This window comes from Chryseolinea serpens, assembly GCF_900129725.1.
Taxonomy (GTDB): Bacteria; Bacteroidota; Bacteroidia; order Cytophagales; family Cyclobacteriaceae; genus Chryseolinea; species Chryseolinea serpens.
This window is the reverse complement of the sequence record NZ_FQWQ01000002.1, coordinates 757,067-780,395: the sequence shown is the minus strand read 5'-3', so window position 1 is coordinate 780,395 and position 23,329 is coordinate 757,067. Positions and strand designations below refer to the sequence as shown.

Sequence of the window (23,329 nt, the reverse complement as noted above, 5' to 3'; positions counted from 1 at the left end):
GCATATGATGAAACTCTATTCAATCGCAAGGGGTATGGCCTTGCTCTGTCTCCTGGCCACCACGGCCTGGGCACAAAGCCGGACCATCACGGGATCGGTGAAGTCGGCAGACGACGGAAACTTTCTTCCCGGTGTAAACATTCTGGAAAAGGGTACCAGCAACGGCACGGTGACCGATGCCCAGGGTAACTATTCCATCCTGGTAAAAGAGAACGCGACGCTCGTTTTTTCTTTTGTGGGTTACGCCTCCACGGAGGTGCAGGTCGGCAACCAGACCACGATCGCGGTGACTTTGTCGCCCGACGTTTCCACGCTGGAAGAAGTTGTGGTCGTGGGCTATGGCACGGTGAAGAAGACCGATGCCAGCGGATCGCTTGCCGTGGTGAGCTCCGAGACCTTTAACAAGGGTGTGGTGAACTCACCCCAGGAATTGATCATGGGGAAAACCGCCGGTGTTTCGGTCACCACCAACAGTGGCGCACCCGGCAATACATCGACCATCCGTATCCGGGGCGGCTCGTCGCTGAGCGCCAGCAACGATCCGCTCATCGTGATCGACGGCGTGCCCGTGAGCAATACCAACCTGGGAGGCTCTCCGAATATACTGGCCACCCTAAACCCGAACGATATTGAGAACTTCACCGTGCTGAAAGATGCTTCCGCTACCGCCATCTATGGCTCGCGGGCTTCCAACGGGGTCATCATCATCACCACCAAGCGCGGGGGTAAGGATTTCAAAGTAAACTATAGTGTGACCGGCACTATGTATACCGCCCCGAAGAAAGTGGATGTCTTCTCAGGGGATGAGTATCGCGCCCTGATGAACGAACAATTTCCGGGCAACAACGCCGTCCTGAAACTTTTGGGTACCGCCAACACCGATTGGCAAAAAGAGATCTTCAGCACGGCCTATGGACAGGATCACAACCTGAATCTCTCCGGCACCGCCAAGAAAACACCGTATCGTGTTTCGGTGGGCTACAACAATACCGATGGTATTCTCAACACCTACAACTTCAAACGTACCACCGCTTCCATCGGCCTCGACCCCACTCTGCTCGACGGCAGTCTCAAGATGAACATCAACGTAAAGAGGATGTACAACCAGAACAACTTTGCCGACCAGGCCGCCATTGGCAATGCCATCGCCTATGATCCGACCCAACCGGTTTACAATGGCAACAAACGCTGGCGTGGGTACACTACCTGGACCACGGGTGGTCCCGAAGGCAACAGCATCAATCTGGCGCCCGGCAACCCCGTGGCCCGGCTGGACATGACCGACAACACGTCGACGGTGAAGCGCAGCATTGGCAACGTGAAGTTCGACTATGCGCTTCCGTTCCTGAAAGACCTGCACGCCAACCTAAACCTGGGCTACGACTACTCCGAAACCAAAGGCCACAACAACGTGCGCGACAGCACGCAGTGGATCTATCTGCCCACGGTTGCCGGAGGACAGATCAATCCCTATACGGCGACCGCCAAAAACCAACTCCTGGATTTTTACCTGAACTACTCCAAAGAACTTCCCAACATCAACAGCAAGATCGATGTGATGGGTGGCTATTCGTGGTCACACTTCTACAGCTCCGGCGCCGACTCCACGATGAATCAGAAGAGCGAAGCCGCCACGCGGGTGAACGTCTATGAAACGGAATACTACCTGCTATCTTTCTTCGGGAGATTGAACTATACCTACAAAGGAAAATACATTCTCACCGGCACGCTGCGCGACGACGCCACGTCGCGTTTTGCACCCGAGAACCGCTGGGGATTGTTCCCCGCCTTTGCCCTGGCGTGGAAGATCAACGAAGAGGGCTTCATGAAAGAAAGCAAAACGCTTTCTGATCTGAAGCTGCGATTGGGCTATGGGATCACCGGGCAGCAGGATATTTACGGCAACGACTATCCGTACATCCCGACCTATACGCGAAGCGACAACGCCGCCCGCTATCCGTTTGGCAGCTCCTTCTACAACACGCTGCGTCCTGACGGATACGATCAGAACATCAAGTGGGAAGAAACGACCACCATCAATGCGGGATTGGATTTTGGATTCTTCCAGAACCGCCTTACGGGTTCATTGGATGTGTATGAAAAAAAATCCGACAACCTGATCGCTTATATTCCTATCCCCGTGGGCACGAACTTTACCAGTTCGCTAACCACCAACGTGGGCAGCATGAAGAACCGGGGGATCGAATTGAATTTGAGCGCCGACATCATTTCCACCGATAACCTGCAGTGGACCGTAGGCTACAACGTGACCTATAATAAAAACGAGATCACCCGGCTGAACCTGAGCAACGATCCCAACTTTATCATCCCGCTCGGAAACGTAGGCGGCACGACTTCGGGAACCATCCAAGTGCAGAAGGTGGGTTACTCGCGTGCTTCGTTCTATGCCTATCAACAGATCTACGATACCAATGGTAAGCCTATCGAAGACGCCTATGTCGATCGCAATAATGATGGTGTGATCAATACCAGTGATCTGTATGTGTATAAGAAACCGGATGCTACTGTCTATATGGGTATCAACTCGCGGTTGAATTATAAAAACTGGGACTTTGCCTTCTCCGGGCGCGCCAGCTTTGGCAACTACGTCTACAACAACGTAGCGGCAAACAGCACGTACCGCACGCTCTACAATTCCATGGAGTACCTCAGCAACGTGAGCAAGCTCGCCAATGACACAAAGTTTACCACGGCCTTGAACACACGCTTCAGCGACTACTACATCGAGAACGCCTCGTTCTTCCGCATGGACAACATCAATTTCGGTTACAGCTTCCGGGAATTGTATAAAGAGAAGCTGAACGTGCGCATCGGCGCCGGTGTGCAGAATGTGTTTGTGATCACGAAGTACAAAGGTCTTGACCCTGAGATCTCTGGTGGCCTGGACAACAACTTCTTCCCACGCACGCGTTCCTTCTTCCTTAGCCTGAATGCTACCTTTTAATCTAACGACAACACGATTATGAATCGCTATACAGTATCAACCTTTGCTGCGCTGCTCATGGGAAGTGTGCTGACCTCTTGCTTCAGCGACCTGGACACAGAGCCCTTGAACAAACGCATCACCACTTCGACGTCGGTGTATAAAGACCCCGCGTCCTTCAAACAATTCCTGGCCAAGCTCTACGGCGCGATGACCCTCACGGGGCAGCGCGGCGAGTATGGTCAACCCGAGATCAACGCACCGGATGAAGGCACCACGTCCTTCTTGCGCACGTATTGGAGTGCACAAGAGATCACCACCGATGAGTGCATCAGCGCTTGGGGTGATCCAGGCCTCACGGAATTTCACGGTCAGAACTGGTCGGAACAGAACGGCTATGTGCAACTGCTCTATCAACGCGTGTTCATCAACATCGCCTATTGCAACGAATTCATCCGCGAAGTGACACCCCGCATCGACGGTCTTTCAGAAAGTGAACAGGGCGACGTGAAGATGTTCGTGGCAGAAGCCCGCTTCCTGCGTGCTTTGTACTATTCTTTCGCGCTTGATCTTTGGGGCAACGTGCCGTTTGTAACGGAAGCCGACGCACCGGGTGCATTCTTGCCAAAACAAATTTCCCGCGCCGACCTTTTTGCCTACATTCAGAAAGAGTTGGAGTCCATCGAACCCGAGTTGGCTGCACCGGGTATGAACGAATATGCCCGCGCCGACCAGGCGGCTGCCTGGATGCTACTGGCCAAACTAAACCTGAACGCAGAAGTATACTTGGGCGCAGGTAATACCCGGTACACCGAGTGTCTTACCTATTGCAACAAGATCATCAGCACCGGCAAGTATTCGCTCACCGGACAATACAAAGATTTGTTCCTGGCCGACAATGACAGGCTGCGCAACGAAGTTATTTTTCCGATCGCGGAAGATGGCAACAACGGTCGTGGCTATGGCGGGGTGACGTTCATTATACACGCGGCTGTAGGAGGCTCGATGGATGCCGACGGCGGCTTCGGTATCGCGTCCGGTGGATGGTCCGGCAATCGCATGACCAATGCGTTTGTCGACAAGTTTGCTGACCCTTCCGGAAACACCGATCACCGCGCTATTTTCTACACCAATGGACAAACGCTGGAGATCGACCATCCCACGGTATTCACCGAAGGCTACTTGTGCGCAAAGTTCAAGAACCTGACCTCGACCGGCGTCAAAGGACAGAACCCCACATTCGTGGACACCGACTTCCCGTTGTTCCGCCTGGCCGATGTCTACCTCATGTATGCAGAGGCCGTGAAACGCGGGGGCAGCGGTGGCGATCTGAACACCGCCGTTGACTATATCAATCAGCTGCGGGCCCGCGCCTATGGAAATGCCAACGGCAACATCGTTGCGGCCGACCTAACCCTGCCCTTTATTTTGGATGAACGCGGACGCGAGTTGTATTGGGAGGCGCAACGCCGCACCGACCTGATCCGCTTTGGCGTATTTAGCGGCGACGCGTACTTGTGGGATTGGAAAGGCAACGTGAAAGAGGGTGCCAGCACGCAAACGCATTATGCCATCTTCCCGATACCGGCATCAGATCGCGCCGTGAACACTAACCTGGTACAAAATCCTGGATACTAATGAAGAACAAGATGAAACCCTTATCCATACTGGCCCTCGCATTTCTCCTGGTGATGGGATGCGAGAAAGATGAAACGAAAGCCGTATTGAATCCGAATGCCACCGCGCCACAGATCACAAAAGTGGAGGACGGCTATGTCGGCGTGATCACAGAAGAAACCACGGCCGACACCCTTGTTTTCGAATGGAACAAGGCCGACTACGGCGTGAGCACGGAAGTGAGCTATGTGCTGGAGTTGGATTCGGCTGGTCGCAATTTTTCCGCACCCGTCGTGCTGGCCACTACGTCGCTTGATTCCGTCGGTTTGATTGTCGGTGATATCAACGCCAAGCTGATCGATCAATTGAAAGTAACGCCCAATGTAGCATCGTCGTTGGAGCTGCGTGTTCGGGCGTCGGTGAACAGCAAGTTTCCGGCGGTGTCACCGGTGGTGAAGATCAAGATCACGCCCTGGAAAGCTACCAAACCCGCCACGTTGTGGCTACCCGGCGGTTATCAGGGATGGAACCCTGGGAACGCCCCGGTGATTGTGGCCGTGAGTGACTTCGTGTTTGAAGGCTATGTGTACGTCGGCAGTGGCACGGCATTCAAGTTCACCTCGTCGCCGGATTGGGATCACATTAACTATGGCGACGCGAAGACCCCTGGTAAACTCACCACTGACGGCCTGGCAGACGGCTTGTCGTTGCCCGTGCCCGGTTATTACAAATTCAAAGTCGACACCGACCAGCTGACCTATCAGATCGATCTCATCAAAACGTGGGGTGTCGTCGGTGATGCCACGCCGGGGGCATGGGCCACTTCTACTGCCATGACGTATAACCAGGCGAAAGATACGTGGAGCGTCACCCTAAACCTGAAGAACGGTGCGTTGAAATTCAGGGCCAATGATGGTTGGGATATAAATTACGGTCCGGCCAACAGCAATGATCTCGCGGGAACGTTGATCCAGACGGATGCAGCCATCAGCATACCGGAAGACGGCAACTACACAGTGACCATCGATCTCAGCAAATCGAAGGCGCCTTACGCGTACACTTACACTGTGAAGAAAAATTAATTTCGGGACGGCGATCGCCGTTGTTGCTGACAACACGATCGCCGCCCTTCCATAAACGAAAAAAGAGAGAAGGCTTGCGGAGGGCGAACGTCTGCAGGAGGGCTCATGTACTTTTTGTTCGTTACAATGACTTTATGAAATGCTTAACTTTATTTCTGCTTTTATCATGATGAAGAAACTGTGCGTTATCGCGCTGATGATGTTTTCGTGCAGCACGGACAAAACCGATCCCGCGCCGGTGACACCCCCTGTTGACGATGCGCCGAAACAATACGGCGTTCCCTTCGCCAACGTACCCAACACGCAAAACATAGTGATGTACGAGGTGAACCCGCGCGCTTACAGCACCGCGGGAAATTTCCAAGGCATCATCGATCGCCTCGACAACATCAAGGCGCTTGGCGTGAACACGATCTGGCTCATGCCGATCTACCCCGTGGGACAAGTGCGGTCTGCCGGTGGGTTGGGATCGCTGTATGCGGTGCAAAATTACCTGGAGGTAAATACAGAATTTGGCAACCTCGACAAACTGCGGGAGCTCGTGCAGAAAGCCCACGACCGCAATATCGCCGTGATCCTGGACTGGGTGGCCAATCACACGGCGTGGGACAATGTGTGGATGAAGAACAAGGCGTGGTATACCCAGGATGCTTCCGGCAACATCATTATCCCCCCCGGAACCAACTGGCAGGATGTGGCCGAGTTGAACTACGACAATCGCGACATGCGTAAGGCAATGATCGCCGCCATGAAATACTGGGTGCTCGAAGCCAACGTGGACGGTTTTCGCTGCGACGCCGTGGATTTTGTGCCCACCGATTTTTGGAAGCAGGCTTTGGATGAGTTGAAAGCCATCCCCGGAAGGAACCTGATCCTGCTCGCCGAGGGGGGCAAGGCCGATAATTTTACGGCGGGTTTCCAGATGAACTATGCCTGGGACTTCTACAACAACCTGAAGCAGGTGTATGAAGAGAACAAATCGGCTTCATCCATTTTTGCAACGCACCTTGCCGAATACAACAGCATTCCAGCCGGTGGGCGCAAGCTGCGTTACACGACCAATCACGATCAGTCTGCCTACGACGGCACGCCCGTGGAATTATTTGGTGGAACGGATGGCGCATTGTCAGCTTCCGTGGTGACGATCTTTACCAGCGCGGTGCCCATGCTCTATGGCAGCCAGGAAGTGGGGCAGGCTGAAAAGTTGCCCTTCTTCACTCGCGACCCGATCAACTGGACGATGAACCCCGACATGTTAGCAACCTATGAAAAGCTTTTGGGGATATATAACAATACGACGGCTTTCGCCTCGGGTTCACTTCAATATTATAATGACGACAATATCGCCGCGTTCAGGCGCACAAAGGGCAACGAAGAATATTTTGTGCTCGCCAACGTCCGGGCTGAATCAAAGGAATATATCCTCGACGCCAGTCTTCAGAACTCATCCTGGACCAATGCCTTGGATAACTCTTCCGTTAGCCTTTCGGACAAGGTTACCCTCGATGGTTATGGCTACCTGATTTTAAAGAAGTAGGGCGCGAGTGTTTTTCACCGCAAAGGCGCAAAGAACGCAAAGGAAATACAGGAACAGCCTTTGCGTCCTTTGCGCCTTTGCGGTTTCAGAAACTGCTATCCCTTCGTGAACACACTAAAATTTATCCCGCCGACTTCCCGGCATAGATTCGCCACCTCAATCCAACGCATTCAACGTCACCCAATATCGATAGGCCACCAAAGCCTTATCCAGCTTCGACAGTCTGGTAATATCCCGCTGGCTATACCGGGGAAGGATAACCTTATTGACGCTGGCGAGGAGTTTGAAAAGAGACTTTTTCATCCTGACGAAATTAGTACAGAATATCCAAATAAACACCAGCTTCCCGGGGTGTCGTCTGTAGTCGGTATTTCTTGATGTTGGAAACGCCAGAAATTCCCGGAGCAACGTTTATCTTTGATTGCGACAAAATAAACCCTCTATGGCCTATAATGAAAAACTTGCCGACAAAGTGCGCGAAGCACTCGCCGATCAAAAAAAGATCGAAGAAAAAGTGATGTTCCGCGGCGTGTGTTTTATGGTAAACGGAAAGATGTGCATTTGCGTCAGCGAAGACGAATTGATGTGCCGGGTTGGGCCGGACGCATACGAAGAAGCCCTCGACCAACCCGGATGCCGCCCCATGGTCCACGGCACCCGAACCATGAAAGGATTCGTATTCGTAGGCGACGAAGGAATCCGCACAAAAAAACAATTCGACTACTGGGTGAACCTGGCACTGGCCTTCAACAAAGAAGCAAAAGCGGCCAAGAAGAAAAAGAAGAAACCGTAATGCCGAGAATCAGGAGCCAGAATCCAGAATCCAGGAGCCAGGAGTTTTATCAGGAAATAATTTCAACTCTGATCTACGGTACTACCTACTGACTACTGCCTACTAACTACTAACTACTAACCGATCACAAATCCCAAGATTCTGGCTCCTGGCTCCTGGATTCTGGCTCCTGATTCCAGTATCTTCACCCCAACAACCCCCATTCCATGAAGCCCTCTGACATCGCTCGCTTGCGCCTTCATCATCAACAGATCTCCCAACATTCTTTTACAAAACCAGAAGACGTTGTGCGCTGGCTGGTTGCTGTTCAGGCCCAGGATTATCTCCATTCGCTGTGGGCCGTGGGGCTGCGGTTGAAGAATGCGCGGGAGGAGGACATCGAACAAGCCCTGGTCGACAAGACCATTGTGCGTACCTGGCCCCTGCGAGGAACGATCCATTACACCGCCCCCGAAGACGTGCGCTGGATGTTGAAGTACCTGGCGCCCCGCGTGATCACGCGCTATGGCACCGTGCACCGCCAGGTTGGGTTGGACGCGAAGACGCTCACCAAAGGGATGAAGGTATTTGCCAAGGCGCTGGAAGGATCGGCGCCGCTTACCCGCCCGGAGTTATACGAAGCGTTGGAGCGTGCCAAGATCGATTTGAGTGAGCAACGCGGTCTTCATCTCCTGGTCTATAGTGCGCTAAAGGGTCTTATTTGTGTGGCGCCCCGCCGCGGGAAGCAACCCACCTTTGCGCTATTGGATGAATGGTTGCCCGCCACGAAAATACCCGATCAAGATGAAGCCTTGGCTTCGCTGGCAAAACGGTATTTTGCCAGCCACGGTCCCGCTACCATACAGGACTTCGCCTGGTGGGCAGGCCTCACGGGCACCGATGCGCGGAAATATTTGGACATGGTAAAAAACGAATTCGAAGAAGCCACCGTGGAGGGACAAACCTATTGGTTTAAACCGGTGGAGGGAAAATTGAAACCGGCAACGGGCGATATATTTCTGTTACCGCCCTATGACGAATATACCGTGGCTTACAAAGATCGCAGTGTTGTGCTGGAGGAGGCTCAGGCCGCGTCGACCGGCAATGGAATCTTTCGCCCCATAGTGATCGCCGGCCAGCGCGTGGTGGGCACTTGGAAGCGTACCGAGAAGAAAAACCTGTTGCATGTTCAAACCGAGATCACTCCGCCGTTTGCCAAGGCAAAACAAGATGTCCTGAAGAAGGTCATCAAACGCTACGCGAGGTTTGTTAGCACGGACCTGGAAAGTTAGGCGTTGCCCGGCAGCGGACATTCCTGGTCGGTAATGCGCGGGGGAGCAAGCAAATTTGTCTGAAAAGGCGTTTTCTTATCTTGGCATACTTTTGTGTCCCGTCCATCCTAAACCTGCATGCTATGCTGAAACATTATTTGCTCATCTCCTGGCGGAACATTGTCCGGAACCGGTTTTACTCCGTCATCCTCATCACCGGCCTGGCGGTGGGCATTGCGGCTTCACTGATGTTGGGCATGTATGCATACGACGAGTTGACCTACGACAATTTTCATGAAAAGAACGACCGGATCTTCCTGGTAGGCGTCGACAGCAAGGAGGGGAACGAGGAGGGGAGGTCAGGATGGACCACGCCTCCAACTGGTCCGGCCCTGAAGGAATTCTTCCCCGAAGTGGAAAAGGTTAGCCGGCTTTGTTTTTGGTTTGACGACGTGGTCGTTACCCGCGGCGACCAGAAGCATGCTGAAGATCACATCCTGGGGGCAGACTCTACCGTGTTCGACGTGTTCACCATCCCATTCCTGCAAGGCAATCCGAAGACCGCGCTGCGGGAACCCAATACGGTGGTCATCACCGAGAAAACAGCGAAGAAATATTTTGGCACCGAAAACCCCGTGGGGCAAACCATCCTGTTCGATCAGTTCTTTCACGAATGCAAGGTGACCGGTGTGGTAAAAGATTACCCGGCCAACAGCCACTTCACGTTTGACTTCCTGCTTTCTCTCAGTTCTTTCAAGAACATCGGCTTCGATTTTACCGATAGCTGGACCAACCACACCTTCAGCACCTATGTGGTGTTGAACGGAAACACCAGCCGGCAGCGTGTTGAAAGCCGTATGCCCCAATTTTTAAAAGCGTATTATGAGCCGTACTTCGTGAAGCGCTTTGGCAAAACCTTGTCCGAAATTTATAAAGGCAACGATCACTACACGCTTTTTCTTATGCCGCTGAAGGATGTTCACCTCAGCACAATGATCTTCGAGAACCAGGAAGGAAAGGAGATGCTCACCTATGCGCTGGTCATCATCGCGTTGATCATCCTGGTGCTGGTAAGCATCAACTACACCAACCTGGCCACAGCGCTTTCGCTCCAGCGTTCCAAGGAAGTGGGCATTCGCAAGGTGACGGGAAGCCGCAGTGGCGCATTGTTCGTCCAGTTCCTTTTGGAGTCTGTGCTGGTGGCGTTCATCGGGTTGCTGCTGGGGATCGCGATGCTGGAAGTGACCTTGCCGTTCTTCAATGTGCTGTCGGGGAAAAGCCTGCACGTGAACTACGCCGATCCTTTCATATTGCTGGCCTTGGTTGGGTTCGCGGTGATGCTGGGGGTGTTGTCGGGTTTCTACCCGGCGCTTTCGTTTGCTTCGTTCAACCCGGTTCGCGCCCTGAAGGGACGCGCCATGATCAAGGGGAATCGCGAATGGCTGCGCAGTGGCCTGGTGATCTCTCAGTTCACCATTTGTATCGTCATGATCGTGTGCACCCTCGTGGCCTACAAACAACTGCAATATATGACCACCCGAAACCTGGGATTTGCAAAAGATCACCTGGTGGTGTTGAAGCGTCCCGGCGGTCTGGGTGATAACCGGTCGGCCTTCAAGAACGAATTGTTGAAACAGCCCGGCGTGTTACAAGTCAGTTACGTCAACACAACGCCCGGCCGACATTTCGACGGACACGGTCAGCATTTTGCAGGCACTCCGAAAGATGAGAGCCCGACGGTGTTCCCCCTCGTGGCCGATGCCGACATCCTGGAAACACTTTCCTTGAAGATGGTCCAGGGAAAAACTTTTGCCGCCGGCGAAAAACCACAGGCCATCCTGAACGAAGCCGCCGTAAAAGCATTGGGCATGAAAGACCCGTTGCAAGAAACAATCGACCGCGGAACACTGGGTGATATGGACGTCAACATTGTGGGTGTGGTGAAGGACTTCCATTTTCAATCGTTCCACCACGCCATCGAACCGATGGTGATCTATTTCCGCAACGGCGATCTTCGCAAGACGGAGAATGACGCCAACTATATTTTGGTGAAGGTCAAAGGTGCCGACATGACCGCGACGTTGAAAGGCATTGAGAAAACCTGGAAGCAATTGTCGAACGGTTATCTTTTTGAATATTCCTTCCTCGACGAAGACTTCAATAAATTGTTTGCCCGCGAGCAAACGACCGCCCATATCTATACCGCCTTCTCGGTGATTGCCATCGTTATTGCGTCCATCGGCTTGCTGGGTTTGGCATCCTTTTTCACGGCGCGACGGACAAAGGAGATCGGTGTCCGCAAGGTGGTAGGCGCTTCCATTCTGAATATCGCTACCCTGCTTTCGCGCGACTTCATCCGTTGGTTGATCGTGGCTACTGTGTTGGGATCGGCCGTGTCATTTTATTTGATTCAACAATGGCTCAGCAATTTTGCCTACCACACGCCACTGCCCTGGTGGGTCTTTGTGTTGGCCGGTGTGTTGGCGTTGTTCGTGATGGTCCTGGCGCTGGGCTGGCATATTTTCCAGGCGGCCAGGCGCAATCCCACGGAGGCGTTGCGAACGGAATAGCGCGATTGATTATATTGAGCGCCTAAAACTCACAAATTCGCTCATGAAAATTCGCTCAGCGGTCGCCGGCCTTTCAGTGCTGATCCTGGTTTGCTTTGCTTGTCAGGTAAAACAAAAAGAAACGTCAACGACTACCGCCGATACGCTCGCTACCGACACGGTGGTTACCGCGGCGGATATCGCCAATCTCGTAGAAAATGATTCCGTGGCAAACGACTGCGTCCGCGGCGAGCCTGAGCCTGTATTAAAGAAAGCCGTTTATCCAAACGAGATCTTCCAACGACAGCCCGACGGCACCGCCATCGAAAGCACCGACCTGGAGCACAACGATCGCCTCCTCATTTATCACAAAGGATGTGAATACTACTGGCTCACGTTCCGCTTTGAGACCTCGCGCTTCCAGGCCGACACGACTGACGTTCCATATTGGATGGACAAGGCTGTGGGCTTTATGCGGGATATTCGCAAAGGGCTGGATGCCCCCATTGACACCGACAATGGCACCGACGCCATCGCGCGTCTGTTAAAGGAAAAGAAAACCGCTGAACTGACGGAAGAAATTGTTTTTGAGGAAGGATCGATCCGGAGTGCCGCCACCCTCGATCGTGTCCAGAAAATAGACGATCGCCGCTACGCGATCGAGATCTCGTTCTTTACGGGCCCCTTATGAGCATCCTAAACCAACAACCATGAAACTAAAGCTATACCAAATCGACGCGTTCACCGACAAAGTCTTCGGCGGCAATCCTGCAGCGGTTTGTCCATTGCAACAGTGGCTCCCGGATAGCCTGATGCAAAAGATCGGTATGGAGAATAACCTCGCGGAGACGGCCTTCATCGTGCCGGAAAACGGCCGGTATGCCATACGTTGGTTTACGCCGACGATAGAGGTGGACCTCTGTGGTCATGCCACCCTGGCGTCGGCTTATGTCTTGTTTCATTATGAGGGACACGCTGGCGATGAGATCCTTTTTCATTCTCCGCGCAGTGGGCCGTTGAAAGCCACCCGGAAAGGCGCGTTGTTAACCCTGGATTTCCCAACCGATGTTTACGAACCGGTGGCTTTAACACCCGAGCTGACGGACGGGCTCAGCATCCGGCCACGCGAAGCCTTCAAAGGCAAAACGGATTTCATGCTGGTGTTCGACTCGGAAGAGCAAGTCAGAAACGTGCAGCCGGATTTTCAAAAGATCGCGACGTTGCCCGGAAGGGGAGTGATCGTTACAGCGAAGGGCGACGCCGTGGACTTTGTGTCGCGGTTCTTTGCGCCTCAATCGGGTGTGAATGAAGATCCCGTTACCGGCTCGGCACACACGACCTTAACGCCTTATTGGGCCGCGCAACTTGGGAAGACCACGTTGACCGCCCGCCAACTCTCCGCACGGCAAGGCGAATTGCAATGCCGACTCGTGGGCAATCGCGTGGAGATCGGTGGTTTTGCCAAGCCTTATTTGGTCGGTGAGATCGACGTAGAAGAAAAATAAGCTATCCACAAAAAAGGGGGCGAATCGTTTGCATAACATTGGCGTAACATAACGGTAGCCTATACGCCGCTTACGAGGTGTACCGTAGGGCACCCGAAACGTACCTTTGATGTAAGAAAAGATTCCAATCACGTCCCCGAAATAAGATCGTTGGTATATATTTTTATCGTAATCGTTTTCTAAAGTGCTTCGCTGAGCTATAATTTATGTCGGTGGCGATGTGTTCTACGTTTAACTCCATAATTTTACAACCGAATATGGAAGCGGAACTGGAGCGGACTATAACCACCTTGAGGCCGGACGGCAAGAAGGGGTTCACGATGAAACAACATTACTACGAATCGTTGTCAGCCTACATCCTGGGCAAAATCAAGACGCACGAAAATTTGACCATGCCCCAATTGCTGGAGTATGCACAACACGATCTGCCGTGTGAGTCACAAGACATGAAAAGCTGGTATGTGTTGCAGGTGAAGCTCGACCTCGAAGCGCGCGACCTGATCCGGACCACCCGACTTCCTTACGACAGCCGTTCCTATTTTATGAAGATCACCCGGAAGGGCAAGAAGCAAACGATGGTTGCACTATAAGGAGTGCTCTAGCGAAGTTGACACGCTTTTGTTTTTTCGAATTTCCGATTCCAGTTGCACATCTCCTGCAGGATGGGAAGCAGGGCCATTCCTTTCTCCGTTAACGAGTACTCCACGCGCGGCGGCACTTCGCCAAACGCCTCCCGAATGACCATACCATCTTCCTCCAGTTCTTTTAGTTGTTCAGTCAAAACCTTGCGCGAGATGAGGTCCATTTTGGCCACGAGCTGACCGAACCGCATCTTTTTCTTGCCGAGCGTATAAACGATGACCGGTTTCCATTTTGTGCCGATGGTGGCCATGGTGCGCGTCATGGGGCAGGCGGTGGAGAGGAAAAGCTCGTTGTTCATGATAGTTACCTTTTCGTTACCACTTTATGTACGGGAATCGGTCGTTATTAGTTACAAAAGAGAACTATTAATAGTTACCTATCGTAACTATTGACGCGAATAAAAACCATCGCAGACTTTATGAAACAGACCATATTCATTACCGGCACCAGTACAGGCTTCGGCAAACTGATGACCGAAACGCTTTCGCGCGAAGGCCACACCGTGGTGGCAGGCATGCGCGGCATACAAGGTAAGAATGCAGCGGTGGCCCAGGCACTGGCCGCCCTCCCGAATGTAGACGTCGTGGAACTGGAAGTGACCAGCGATGATTCCGTAAACCAAGCCGTGGCCTATGCCTTGAAAAAGTACGGCAAGATCGACGTGTTGGTGAACAACGCGGCGGTCGCCGGCTTTGGGTTGGTCGAGGGCTACACCATCGACCAGGTCAAGAACATGCTGGAGGTGAATTTGTATGGTGTGTTGCGCACCTATCACGCAGTGTTACCTTCCATGCGGCAGGCCCGGCAGGGGTTGATCATCAACATCACTTCCGGCGCCAGTGGCTTTTCCGTTCCGTTTATGGTGCCCTACCTGATCTCGAAGTTTGGTGTGGAAACCCTTACGGAAGGGATCCAGGATGAATTGAAACCGTTTGGCATCGAGAACGTGACGATTCAACCCGGTGTGTATCCCACGGAAATGAACAACGGCAGCAAGGCGGGCATCCATGCCGACCGGCCCGAGGTGGTGAACGCCTACGGCGAAGAGGCGGTCCAAAAGTTCAATGTCACGGGCACGGCGCTCTTTGGCAAGATGGCGGAATTCAAGATGGACCCGCAGGTTATTGCCGACGGCGTGTTGGCGCTTGTCAACATGAAGAAGGGCACTCGTCCGCTACGCTACCCGTTGGATGCCATTGCCCAGGGCGCCGATGTCGAGTTTATCCAGGCCCGGCAGGACATTAAATCGCGGTGGGTAAAAAATTATGGCTTCCCGCAGTAAACTGCCAAACTTTTTTAGGACAAAACAGGTTGCCATCACCAGGACCGGCAACCTGTTCTGTTTTCGCCGGGCCGTTAACATTTACTTAACCACCTTTTTACATGACCTCCGAACAAATGATCCTCGAGCTGACGCTCAACGCCTGGAAGGCACAATTGAAACGCGCCGATCAACTTTTTCAAAGCTACACCGACGAACAACTCCTGAGCGAGATCGCTCCCGGCAAAAACTCCGGCTTCTACCTGTTGGGCCACCTCACCGCCAGCCACGACCGCCTCTTCGAATTGCTGGGCCTGAGCACCAGGCTCCATCCCGAACTGGACGCCGCCTTCCTCACCAGCCCCGACAAGTCGGGTCTGCCCGTTCCCACCGTAGCCGAACTGAAGCAATACTGGGCCGACGTGAACACAAAATTGAACGATCACCTCGCCAAACTGCTGCCCTCCGACTGGCTGCAACGCCATACGCAAGTGTCGGCCGAAGATTTTGTGAAAGAGCCGCACCGTAATAAATTGAACGTGATCATCAGCCGCACCAGTCACGTGGCGTATCACCTCGGTCAATTGGTTTGGCTGAAAAAATAAGAATTAAAAGAAACTATGAATTCAGACTTACTCGAGCAAAACAAAGCTATTGTACGGCGCTTCAACACCGAGCTCATCGAGCAACTCAACGCCGAAACGTTTAAGGCCATTATGCACCCGGACTTTATCAACCACACGGCCGCACCGGGCGTCGATAAAGGCTCTGCCGGCATTTGGTATACCTTCGAGAAGGTGTTGCATGCCGGGCTCTCAGACATCAAGGTCACCATTTTTGATCAGATCGCCGAGGGCAACAAAGTGACTACGCGCAAAACGATCAGCGGAAAACACACGGGTATCTTCATGGGGGTGCCGGCCACGCAGAGAGAAGTGACCATCAATGTCATTGATATTGTGCACGTGAAAGACGGACAGTATTTTGAACATTGGGGCATCAACACGCTGGGTGCCGTTGCCGCGATGTTGGCGAGCGAAAAATAATCCAAACAGACCAAATTGAAAGACGCAAGATTGGCGCCCTGAGAAGGCGTTGATCTTGCGTCTTTTTTTTCAGGCGGAAATGAAATTTAAAGACGTTGGACGGTAGTGATACCGTTATGAACCGGTGACTCCATCGGGTTCAACTCGTCGATGTACCTAAACCTGCCATCAATCACTATCCCAAGCTAGCCTCCGCTTGCTGTTCGTCTAGCTACACGGAGTTAGTATCATCCCCTCTACAGGGTATTTTTAAATGTTATTTAGAAATATTCCATTTTATCTCAGTTCCCTCAATCATCTTTGAGCCGTTGTCCCAATTGCGTCAGGTTGGGACGGACAGTAGATTTTCCCATAAGGTTAGACTAGGGGCTCCGTTGGTCGCGGAGTCCCTTCTTTTAGTCGCCCGCTGTGGAAAATTTTGAGAATGAAATCAACAGCGTAATCAATCGATATATGAAATCTATTTATCTCTTTCTCTTTTTAATCGTGTGTCATTTACAGGCATCGGCTCAATCCACAGGCACAGTACGCGGTGTGGTGAAAACATCGGATGGCCAGCCGGCAGAGTTCGTGAACATAGGTATCGAAGGCTCCTCCAAGGGAGTCGTCGCCGATTGGGAAGGGAAGTATGAGCTGGTTCATATTGTGCCTGGAAATTATGTGATCGTCGCTTCGTTTGTCGGCCTTCAAACACAGAAACAATCTGTCGTGGTGAAAGCCGGTGAAACGACGCGTGTTGATTTTGTTTTGGAAGAGGACACTAAGCACTTGGAGGAGATCGTGGTTTCGTCGGGAAGATTGAACCAGGAAAGTATTTATGCGGCGAAGATGCCGTTGAAGAACATGGAGAACCCACAGGTTTACAATGCCGTTTCTTCCGATCTTTTAAAAGTGCAGGCCATTACGAGCTATGACGATGCTTTGCGCAACGTGCCCGGCATTCAGCGGCTCTGGGAGAGCACGGGACGTGGTGGTGGTGACGGAACTTCTTATTTCTCCCTGCGTGGTTTCGAAGCGCAAGCCAACATTGTGAACGGTCTTCCCGGTCTCACGAATGGCAGCCTGGATCCGGCCAACATCGAACGGATCGAAGTCATCAAAGGCCCCTCGGGCACATTGTTTGGAAGCAGCCTGATCTCCTATGGCGGTCTGGTCAACACGGTGACGAAACGGCCTTACAATAATTTTGGTGGTGAGGTCTCCTACATGGCGGGCAGCTTCGGACTCAACCGCGTGACGGCCGACATCAACACCCCGTTGGGGAACGAAGAGAAACAAGTCACCTTGCGGGTGAACACGGCCTATCAAACGGAAAACAGTTTTCAGGACGCCGGTTTTAGAAACTCTTTCTTCGTCGCGCCCACGTTGTCCTATAAAGTGAACGACAAACTTTCGTTCCTGATCCTGACGGAGTTCATGCAAGAAGAAAAAACAAACCCCACCATGTTGTTCCTGGGGCGGAGCACACCCCTTCAATTTGCCGACATGAGGGCGCTGAACTACGACCGGAAACTTTCGCTGACCAGCAATGATCTCTCCATAAAAAATCCGCGCTACAACCTGCAAGGACAGACGACCTACCGGATCTCATCGCAGTGGACTTCACAAACGGTGTTGTCGAGGGGTGTGGCGAAGTCGAATGGCTATTATTCTTATCTCTATGACAACGAGAACGGCAAGGGTGAATTCGGTTTGTGGATGAGCAAACAGCAAGCGCAGACCGTGAGCACCGACATTCAGCAAAATTTCAACGGCGATTTCACGCTTGGAAACCTGCGGAACCGCATGGTGGTGGGCCTGGATTATTTCAACCGGAACATCATCGACAACAGCACGGGATATGCCTGGATCTATAATGTTACGCCGCAAGGCGCCGTCAACTACGTTGATCCCTACACCGGCGTGGAGGCGGCACCCGCTTACCTGACGCGTCCTTCGGTCGACAACCTGATCGCCCCCACCGGGGTGAGCAACAGCAATTCGAAAGACAATACGTATAGCGCTTATGTGTCGGACGTGATCAACCTTACCCCAAAGTTGTTGGCCATGGCAAGTCTCCGGTTTGACTATTTTGATAAGAAGGATGCCGACTTTGATCAAACGGCGCTGTCGCCAAAATTCGGATTGTTGTACCAGCCTATTGCCGACAAGCTTTCCGTGTTTGCCAATTATATGAATGGCTTTAAAAACGTGGCCCCGGTTTCGATCGCCGACGCGGACGGATCGAACCCCAGGCTCAAGAATTTTGAAGCAGAACATGCCAACCAGTGGGAACTTGGGGTGAAGTCGAATCTTCTTTCCGACAAATTGCAGGCCACTGTTAGTTACTATGATATCGAGGTAGCAAACCTGGTGACCGGCGATCCTGCAAACCCCAACAATAGTCTGCAAGGTGGGAAGGCGGAAAGCAAGGGACTGGAAATAGACTTGCGCGCAAATCCGATCCCCGGCTTAAGCCTCATCGCCGGATATGCCCACAACGAAAGCAAGGTGCTGGAAGGTGATGACAAGAACGTGTGGCTGGAAACCGGGAAACGACCCATCTACGCCGGACCGAAAGACCTGGTCAATGCCTGGGCGACCTACACGGTGACAACGGGCGGGCTGGAAGGGCTAGGATTTGGAGTGGGAGGGAACCACGCCAGCGACCTGGCCATCCTGGACAGCGACGTCACCGGGAAATTTGTATTGCCGGGCTACACCGTCGTCAATGCCACGGCGTTCTACAGGACAAACAAATTCAGGGTAGCCTTGAATGTGAACAATATCACCGACAAGGAATATTACACAGGCTACTCTACGGTGAACCCTCAAAAACCGAGAAATGCCGTTCTTAGCTTCTCTTACAAGTTCTGATGTCTAACACCACGGCCGTGTTTTCACAGATGTAATTTTACCTAAGAAAAATTCTGTCGCTTTTTTTCGTTCAGGATGGCCAGGTTCATCGCGACCTCGTCTGCGCGTTCTCTTTTCTCGATCTCATCGATTTGTTGCCATAGTTTTGCATTGTGGCGGGCCACCAGCCCGGGGATGCGGAACAAATCGATGAGATACCAGACGCCCACGCCATAGAGGGTGATCCAAAACAAGATCTGGATCCCCCACTTTCCTAAATAGCCATAGTGTGTTCCAAAAACAAAGAGCGTTAATAAGTAAGCCGTTCCGGTAGATTTGAGCTGACGTTGCAGGTGATATTTTTGCTTGTTCATAGTGATGTGAGTTTTAAAGGTGACATTTTAATTTATGCGCTTTTAAACTCCATCACAACTAGCCGTAGCGTTGTTTGGTGCTTCCGGGCAAAAAGCCGATGTAATGTTACACCGTTTTTGAGTAGTTTTTTATTTGGATCTGGCCAGGAGGCTGTGCGCGTCATACTGCAGGTTTCTTGCAGTATGAAGTTTAAAGTGAAAAGCGACTGGCTTTAGGAGCATCGAACGCAGTTGTTTTATTTTGACACTGCTGTCTTTTCCATCTTCAGTGCATTCAATTTTCCACCCAATAAGGTTGTCGGCAAAGAAAGCACAGCGCCGAGTACGCTGTACCAGAGGGGAGCCAGATCCCGCATGGCGAGTCCTCCAGCCAGCCAGATGACAGCGCCTAATATTGCCAAAGTCCATACCGCTGCGTTCGCACTTTCCCTGGCAACGCGCGCAGCCACGTAGCTTCCGATGACCTGGTACACGGCACGGTAGGTCGTGGCCAACAGCAACAGGCCTGTGTCAAACAGCGGTTGTCCATAGGGTGGCAGGATGCCGGCTGATTCTAAGGCGAAGTCAGTGCCGGTAGAAAGAACAGCCGTTACGATGAAACCGGCAACGATGGAGAGGATGAGGCGTACCATGAGTGTTAGGGGTTAGTGGGTTATTGTTGATCCAAAATTGAAGCCTTTCGGCGAACGTGGAAATACATTACCTGCCAACCTTAGGGGCATTCCGGACGAATGCTGATTCCGTTAACCGCCGCGAAAACACATTTTTTGAAAGGGAGAGAATTTTTTTTCTGAAACCCCATGCAACCATTTCGCCATTTCCGCTATCTTTAGACAAAGGTGAAACAAATATGAAAGGAACATACCTCGGCGAGTTCGAAGAACTGGTCTTGCTGGCGGTGGGCATTTTGTTCGACGATGCCTATGGTCTGGCCATTGTGGACGAGCTGGAACACAAAACCGGACGCCCCATCATGATGAGCGCTGTGCACAAGGTGCTGGTGCGCCTGGAGGACAAGGGTTACCTGAAGTCACGGATGGGCGGTGCCACGCAGGTCCGGGGTGGACGCGACAAGCGTTTGTATACGCTCACGGCCGCGGGCAAGAAAGTGCTCAGTCAATCGCGTGAGCTACGCAACAGTATGTGGCGCGAAGTTCCGAAAATCGTGTGGGAGGCCGGGGCACTATGAAAAACAAGACACCTCAAAGGGAAGGTCCACCGCGATGGGCCGTGCGGTTCTTTCGCTGGTATTGCAACGACCATTTGTCGGAGGCAGCGTTGGGCGACTTTATGGAACTCTACGACCGGCGGCGTGCCGCGATTGGCAAACGCAAAGCCGATCTCTTATTTATAGGAAACGTGGTGGCCTTTCTCCAGCCGTTTGCGCTTCGAAGAAAACGACAGTCATACGCTTTAAATGAACTCGCCATGTTTGAAAATTATTTTAAGATCGCCTGGAGGACCATGGCGCGTCAGAAGATGTACACCAGCATTACGATTGGAGGCCTTGCGTTGGGATTGGCCACTTGCCTGGTGATCTTTCTTTACATCCGCCGTGAATTGAGCTTTGATAAAAACTACGCCAACGGCGCACGACTCTATCGGATGTATAACGACTTCCGAGGACCGGATGCGGCGCGGTGGACCTCGCTGCCGCCGATGGTGGCCCAGATCGTGAAGACAGATTACCCGGAAGTGGAGAAGTCCGGTCGCCTCATACCGCAGAAGTGGCAACAAGCGGGCAGCAACCTGTTCCGGCGCGAAGACCAGGTGGAGAACTTGTATGAAGAAGGATTTGTCTATGCCGACAACGAACTGCTCGACATCCTGGAGATCTCGTTCGTGAGCGGCAGCCGCGAGAATGCACTGATCAAACCCAACAGCATCGTGCTTTCTAAACGCATGGCCGATAAATATTTCCCGGGGGAAGAGGCGATCGGGAAGACCGTGATCTTAAACGAACATAAAGATACACCGTATGTCATCGGTGGCGTGATGGCAGACTTTGCTGCCGACTCGCATCTCCATTATGATTTTTTGCTCACGCTCACCGGGGTTGAATTCTGGCCCGGCGAACAAACCAGCTGGTGTTGCTGGAATTATGACACCTACGTGCGGCTCAAACCTGGTGCCGATGCCGTGGCCCTGCAGAAAAAACTAACCGCCATCCGCGACAACTACCTGATGGGTTATCTCGCACAAACCGGCGATCAATCGGCAGCCGAAATCAAGCTGCACCATTTCCTGGGGTTGCAGCCCGTGAAGAACATCCATCTCAATCCTGAAAAAGTGGAGGACGAACTGCGGCATGGCGATGCGCGCTACGTCTGGCTTTTCGGGGGCATCGCCGTGTTCATCCTGTTGTTAGCCTGTATCAATTTTATCAACCTGTCGACGGCCAAATCGGCCAATCGCGCCAAGGAGGTGGGCTTGCGCAAAGTGGTGGGATCGGTGCGCGGGTATTTGATTCGTCAGTTTCTCACGGAGTCGCTGGTGTATAGCGTGGTATCCTTTGTTTTTGGTGTTTTGCTCGTGACGTTGGTCATGCCGTTTTTTAATTCTTTGGCGGGCACGGAATTGTCGGTGCCGTGGCAGACCGTGTGGTTCATTCCGTTGCTCGCGGCGGCGGCTTTGGTTATCGGCGTGTTTGCGGGCTTGTATCCTGCCTTCTACCTCTCGTCGTTCAAACCGGCCGAGGTGTTGAAGGGCACCGTGAGCAAGGGCAGCAAAAGCTCGGGTCTTCGCAGCGCGCTGGTGGTCTTTCAATTTGCCACATCCATCGTGTTGATCATTGGCACATTCATTATCTACAAGCAAATGAATTTCATCCTGCACACGAAGGTCGGTTTCGACAAAGACCAGGTGGTGATGGTCCAGGGTACGAACACGCTTCGCAAGCAACAGGAAACCTTCAAGGAAGAATTATTGCAACTTTCGGAAGTGGAAAGCGCGACCCTTTCGGACTATCTTCCTGTGGCTGGAACGAACCGCGATCAGAATACTTTTTGGAAGGAAGGAAAGCAACGGGAAGATATTGGTGTCTCCGGCCAAATTTGGTTTGTTGACGCCGACTATATCCATACCCTCGGCATGAAAGTTGTCGAAGGTCGCGACTTCGACAAACGTTTGGCTTCCGACTCCCAAGCCGTGGTCATCAACCAGGCCATGGTAAAAAACCTGGGGCTTAAAAAACATCTGGGTGAGCGGATCACTAACGGTAATGGTGTGTTTACCGTGGTCGGTGTGGTAGAGAATTTTAATTTCGAGTCCATGAAAGGAGCGATCCGGCCGCTTTGTTTGAAATACGCCAATGGAGGTTCTATTGCCGCCGTAAAAGTGAAGTCGCACAATTTGACCAGCACCCTGGCATCGTTGGCAAAGGTGTGGAACAAATTCATGCCGCATCAGCCCTTCCGTTATTCTTTTCTCGACGAGAGCTATGCCCGCATGTATGAAGACGTTTCGCGAACCGGGAAGATCCTCACGTGCTTCGCCACGCTGGCCATTATCGTGGCCTGCCTGGGATTGTTTGCACTCTCTTCGTTCATGGTAGAACAACGCGGCAAAGAGATCAGCATCCGCCTGGTGATGGGCGCGACCACCGGCAGCATATTTCAACTGTTGACAAGGAATTTTGTAAAGCTCGTACTCATCGCCCTCGTCATCGCCGCTCCGCTGGCGTGGTACATGACGCAAAAATGGCTGGAGGACTATGCGTATAAGATTGACGTGACCTGGGATGTGTTTGTTTTGGCGGGCGTAGTTTCGGTGATCATCGCGCTTTTCACCGTAAGCTATCAGTCGATCCGCGCGGCAATGGCAAATCCGGCCAATCGTTTGCGGTCCGAATAAACCTTCGGATTTGTTGACACGGGCATCCCATGTTACATTGAA

20 protein-coding genes are annotated in these 23,329 nt (G+C 52.4%); 16 read left to right on the top strand and 4 right to left on the bottom strand.

The window, feature by feature from the left end:
• Window positions 1-4: 4 nt before the first annotated feature.
• From BUB30_RS17195 to BUB30_RS17180, 4 genes are all read left to right on the top strand, one after another.
• Window positions 5-2,965, top strand: a complete 2,961-nt coding sequence (locus BUB30_RS17195) for a SusC/RagA family TonB-linked outer membrane protein (RefSeq protein ID WP_143164965.1) — start codon at window positions 5-7, stop codon at window positions 2,963-2,965.
• Between the two features lie 18 nt (window positions 2,966-2,983).
• Window positions 2,984-4,582: a RagB/SusD family nutrient uptake outer membrane protein gene (locus tag BUB30_RS17190; RefSeq protein WP_073136290.1), complete on the top strand. Its 1,599-nt coding sequence runs from the start codon at window positions 2,984-2,986 to the stop codon at window positions 4,580-4,582.
• Window positions 4,582-5,643, top strand: coding sequence for a SusE domain-containing protein (locus BUB30_RS17185; RefSeq protein ID WP_073136288.1), 1,062 nt, complete (start codon window positions 4,582-4,584; stop codon window positions 5,641-5,643). The genes BUB30_RS17190 and BUB30_RS17185 overlap by 1 nt, the downstream gene beginning before the upstream one ends.
• Window positions 5,644-5,809: 166 nt before the next feature.
• The gene (locus tag BUB30_RS17180; RefSeq protein ID WP_178377139.1) at window positions 5,810-7,180 is read left to right on the top strand and encodes an alpha-amylase family glycosyl hydrolase; all 1,371 of its coding nucleotides are present in this window, start codon (window positions 5,810-5,812) and stop codon (window positions 7,178-7,180) included.
• Between the two features lie 156 nt (window positions 7,181-7,336).
• Here BUB30_RS17180 and BUB30_RS35190 read toward each other — a convergent pair whose 3' ends face one another.
• The gene (locus BUB30_RS35190) at window positions 7,337-7,483 is read right to left on the bottom strand and encodes a hypothetical protein (RefSeq protein ID WP_178377138.1); all 147 of its coding nucleotides are present in this window, start codon (window positions 7,481-7,483) and stop codon (window positions 7,337-7,339) included.
• Window positions 7,484-7,622: 139 nt separating this feature from the next.
• Here BUB30_RS35190 and BUB30_RS17175 point away from each other — a divergent pair, with 139 nt between their 5' ends.
• The 6 genes from BUB30_RS17175 to BUB30_RS17150 all read left to right on the top strand — a co-directional run bounded on the left by BUB30_RS17175 (window position 7,623) and on the right by BUB30_RS17150 (window position 13,867).
• On the top strand, window positions 7,623-7,973 hold the full coding sequence (locus tag BUB30_RS17175) for a TfoX/Sxy family protein (protein ID WP_073136286.1): 351 nt from the start codon (window positions 7,623-7,625) through the stop codon (window positions 7,971-7,973).
• 206 nt (window positions 7,974-8,179) lie between these two features.
• Complete coding sequence (locus tag BUB30_RS17170; RefSeq protein WP_073136283.1) at window positions 8,180-9,244, top strand: winged helix DNA-binding domain-containing protein; 1,065 nt, start codon at window positions 8,180-8,182, stop codon at window positions 9,242-9,244.
• 122 nt (window positions 9,245-9,366) lie between these two features.
• Window positions 9,367-11,793, top strand: coding sequence for an ABC transporter permease (locus BUB30_RS17165; RefSeq protein WP_073136281.1), 2,427 nt, complete (start codon window positions 9,367-9,369; stop codon window positions 11,791-11,793).
• A gap of 43 nt (window positions 11,794-11,836) precedes the next feature.
• Window positions 11,837-12,463, top strand: coding sequence for a hypothetical protein (locus BUB30_RS17160; protein ID WP_073136279.1), 627 nt, complete (start codon window positions 11,837-11,839; stop codon window positions 12,461-12,463).
• Between the two features lie 19 nt (window positions 12,464-12,482).
• A complete protein-coding gene (locus tag BUB30_RS17155) occupies window positions 12,483-13,277 on the top strand; it encodes a PhzF family phenazine biosynthesis protein (RefSeq protein ID WP_073136277.1) in 795 nt (264 codons plus the stop codon).
• 257 nt (window positions 13,278-13,534) lie between these two features.
• Window positions 13,535-13,867 carry a DUF6958 family protein gene (locus tag BUB30_RS17150; protein ID WP_073136275.1) on the top strand — a complete coding sequence of 111 codons (333 nt, stop codon included), beginning with the start codon at window positions 13,535-13,537 and terminating at the stop codon, window positions 13,865-13,867.
• Window positions 13,868-13,875: 8 nt separating this feature from the next.
• On the opposite strand, the gene BUB30_RS17145 is transcribed toward BUB30_RS17150, so the two are convergent.
• A complete protein-coding gene (locus BUB30_RS17145) occupies window positions 13,876-14,217 on the bottom strand; it encodes a winged helix-turn-helix transcriptional regulator (RefSeq protein ID WP_221408734.1) in 342 nt (113 codons plus the stop codon).
• Window positions 14,218-14,337: 120 nt separating this feature from the next.
• On the opposite strand from BUB30_RS17145, the gene BUB30_RS17140 reads away from it, so the two are divergent.
• The 4 genes from BUB30_RS17140 to BUB30_RS17125 all read left to right on the top strand — a co-directional run bounded on the left by BUB30_RS17140 (window position 14,338) and on the right by BUB30_RS17125 (window position 19,082).
• Entirely contained in the window at window positions 14,338-15,201 is an 864-nt protein-coding gene (locus BUB30_RS17140; protein ID WP_073136271.1) for an SDR family NAD(P)-dependent oxidoreductase, read from the top strand.
• Between the two features lie 101 nt (window positions 15,202-15,302).
• Complete coding sequence (locus tag BUB30_RS17135) at window positions 15,303-15,785, top strand: DinB family protein (RefSeq protein ID WP_073136269.1); 483 nt, start codon at window positions 15,303-15,305, stop codon at window positions 15,783-15,785.
• A gap of 15 nt (window positions 15,786-15,800) precedes the next feature.
• Window positions 15,801-16,226, top strand: coding sequence for an ester cyclase (locus BUB30_RS17130; protein ID WP_073136267.1), 426 nt, complete (start codon window positions 15,801-15,803; stop codon window positions 16,224-16,226).
• A 453-nt stretch (window positions 16,227-16,679) separates the two neighbouring features.
• Window positions 16,680-19,082, top strand: coding sequence for a TonB-dependent receptor (locus BUB30_RS17125; protein WP_073136265.1), 2,403 nt, complete (start codon window positions 16,680-16,682; stop codon window positions 19,080-19,082).
• 41 nt (window positions 19,083-19,123) lie between these two features.
• Here BUB30_RS17125 and BUB30_RS17120 read toward each other — a convergent pair whose 3' ends face one another.
• Entirely contained in the window at window positions 19,124-19,435 is a 312-nt protein-coding gene (locus BUB30_RS17120) for a TM2 domain-containing protein (RefSeq protein WP_073136263.1), read from the bottom strand.
• 236 nt (window positions 19,436-19,671) lie between these two features.
• Window positions 19,672-20,067 carry a hypothetical protein gene (locus tag BUB30_RS17115; protein ID WP_073136262.1) on the bottom strand — a complete coding sequence of 132 codons (396 nt, stop codon included), beginning with the start codon at window positions 20,065-20,067 and terminating at the stop codon, window positions 19,672-19,674.
• 218 nt (window positions 20,068-20,285) lie between these two features.
• Between BUB30_RS17115 and BUB30_RS17110 the strand changes: the two genes are divergently transcribed.
• Together BUB30_RS17110 and BUB30_RS17105 are read left to right on the top strand one after the other, a co-directional pair.
• A complete protein-coding gene (locus BUB30_RS17110; RefSeq protein WP_073136260.1) occupies window positions 20,286-20,624 on the top strand; it encodes a PadR family transcriptional regulator in 339 nt (112 codons plus the stop codon).
• On the top strand, window positions 20,621-23,287 hold the full coding sequence (locus tag BUB30_RS17105) for an ABC transporter permease (RefSeq protein WP_084138196.1): 2,667 nt from the start codon (window positions 20,621-20,623) through the stop codon (window positions 23,285-23,287). The genes BUB30_RS17110 and BUB30_RS17105 overlap by 4 nt, the downstream gene beginning before the upstream one ends.
• The last annotated feature ends 42 nt before the right edge of the window (window positions 23,288-23,329 follow it).

Bases quoted from the DNA above. Each gene is read 5' to 3' on its own strand.
- BUB30_RS17160 (WP_073136279.1), top strand. From the start codon at position 11,837: ATGAAAATTCGCTCAGCGGTCGCCGGCCTTTCAGTGCTGATCCTGGTT.
- BUB30_RS17190 (WP_073136290.1), top strand. From the start codon at position 2,984: ATGAATCGCTATACAGTATCAACCTTTGCTGCGCTGCTCATGGGAAGT.
- BUB30_RS17105 (WP_084138196.1), top strand. From the start codon at position 20,621: ATGAAAAACAAGACACCTCAAAGGGAAGGTCCACCGCGATGGGCCGTG.
- BUB30_RS35190 (WP_178377138.1), bottom strand. From the start codon at position 7,483: ATGAAAAAGTCTCTTTTCAAACTCCTCGCCAGCGTCAATAAGGTTATC.
- BUB30_RS17150 (WP_073136275.1), top strand. From the start codon at position 13,535: ATGGAAGCGGAACTGGAGCGGACTATAACCACCTTGAGGCCGGACGGC.
- BUB30_RS17130 (WP_073136267.1), top strand. From the start codon at position 15,801: ATGAATTCAGACTTACTCGAGCAAAACAAAGCTATTGTACGGCGCTTC.
- BUB30_RS17115 (WP_073136262.1), bottom strand. From the start codon at position 20,067: ATGGTACGCCTCATCCTCTCCATCGTTGCCGGTTTCATCGTAACGGCT.
- BUB30_RS17195 (WP_143164965.1), top strand. From the start codon at position 5: ATGATGAAACTCTATTCAATCGCAAGGGGTATGGCCTTGCTCTGTCTC.
- BUB30_RS17140 (WP_073136271.1), top strand. From the start codon at position 14,338: ATGAAACAGACCATATTCATTACCGGCACCAGTACAGGCTTCGGCAAA.
- BUB30_RS17165 (WP_073136281.1), top strand. From the start codon at position 9,367: ATGCTGAAACATTATTTGCTCATCTCCTGGCGGAACATTGTCCGGAAC.
- BUB30_RS17175 (WP_073136286.1), top strand. From the start codon at position 7,623: ATGGCCTATAATGAAAAACTTGCCGACAAAGTGCGCGAAGCACTCGCC.
- BUB30_RS17180 (WP_178377139.1), top strand. From the start codon at position 5,810: ATGATGAAGAAACTGTGCGTTATCGCGCTGATGATGTTTTCGTGCAGC.
- BUB30_RS17170 (WP_073136283.1), top strand. From the start codon at position 8,180: ATGAAGCCCTCTGACATCGCTCGCTTGCGCCTTCATCATCAACAGATC.
- BUB30_RS17135 (WP_073136269.1), top strand. From the start codon at position 15,303: ATGACCTCCGAACAAATGATCCTCGAGCTGACGCTCAACGCCTGGAAG.
- BUB30_RS17155 (WP_073136277.1), top strand. From the start codon at position 12,483: ATGAAACTAAAGCTATACCAAATCGACGCGTTCACCGACAAAGTCTTC.
- BUB30_RS17110 (WP_073136260.1), top strand. From the start codon at position 20,286: ATGAAAGGAACATACCTCGGCGAGTTCGAAGAACTGGTCTTGCTGGCG.
- BUB30_RS17125 (WP_073136265.1), top strand. From the start codon at position 16,680: ATGAAATCTATTTATCTCTTTCTCTTTTTAATCGTGTGTCATTTACAG.
- BUB30_RS17145 (WP_221408734.1), bottom strand. From the start codon at position 14,217: ATGAACAACGAGCTTTTCCTCTCCACCGCCTGCCCCATGACGCGCACC.
- BUB30_RS17185 (WP_073136288.1), top strand. From the start codon at position 4,582: ATGAAGAACAAGATGAAACCCTTATCCATACTGGCCCTCGCATTTCTC.
- BUB30_RS17120 (WP_073136263.1), bottom strand. From the start codon at position 19,435: ATGAACAAGCAAAAATATCACCTGCAACGTCAGCTCAAATCTACCGGA.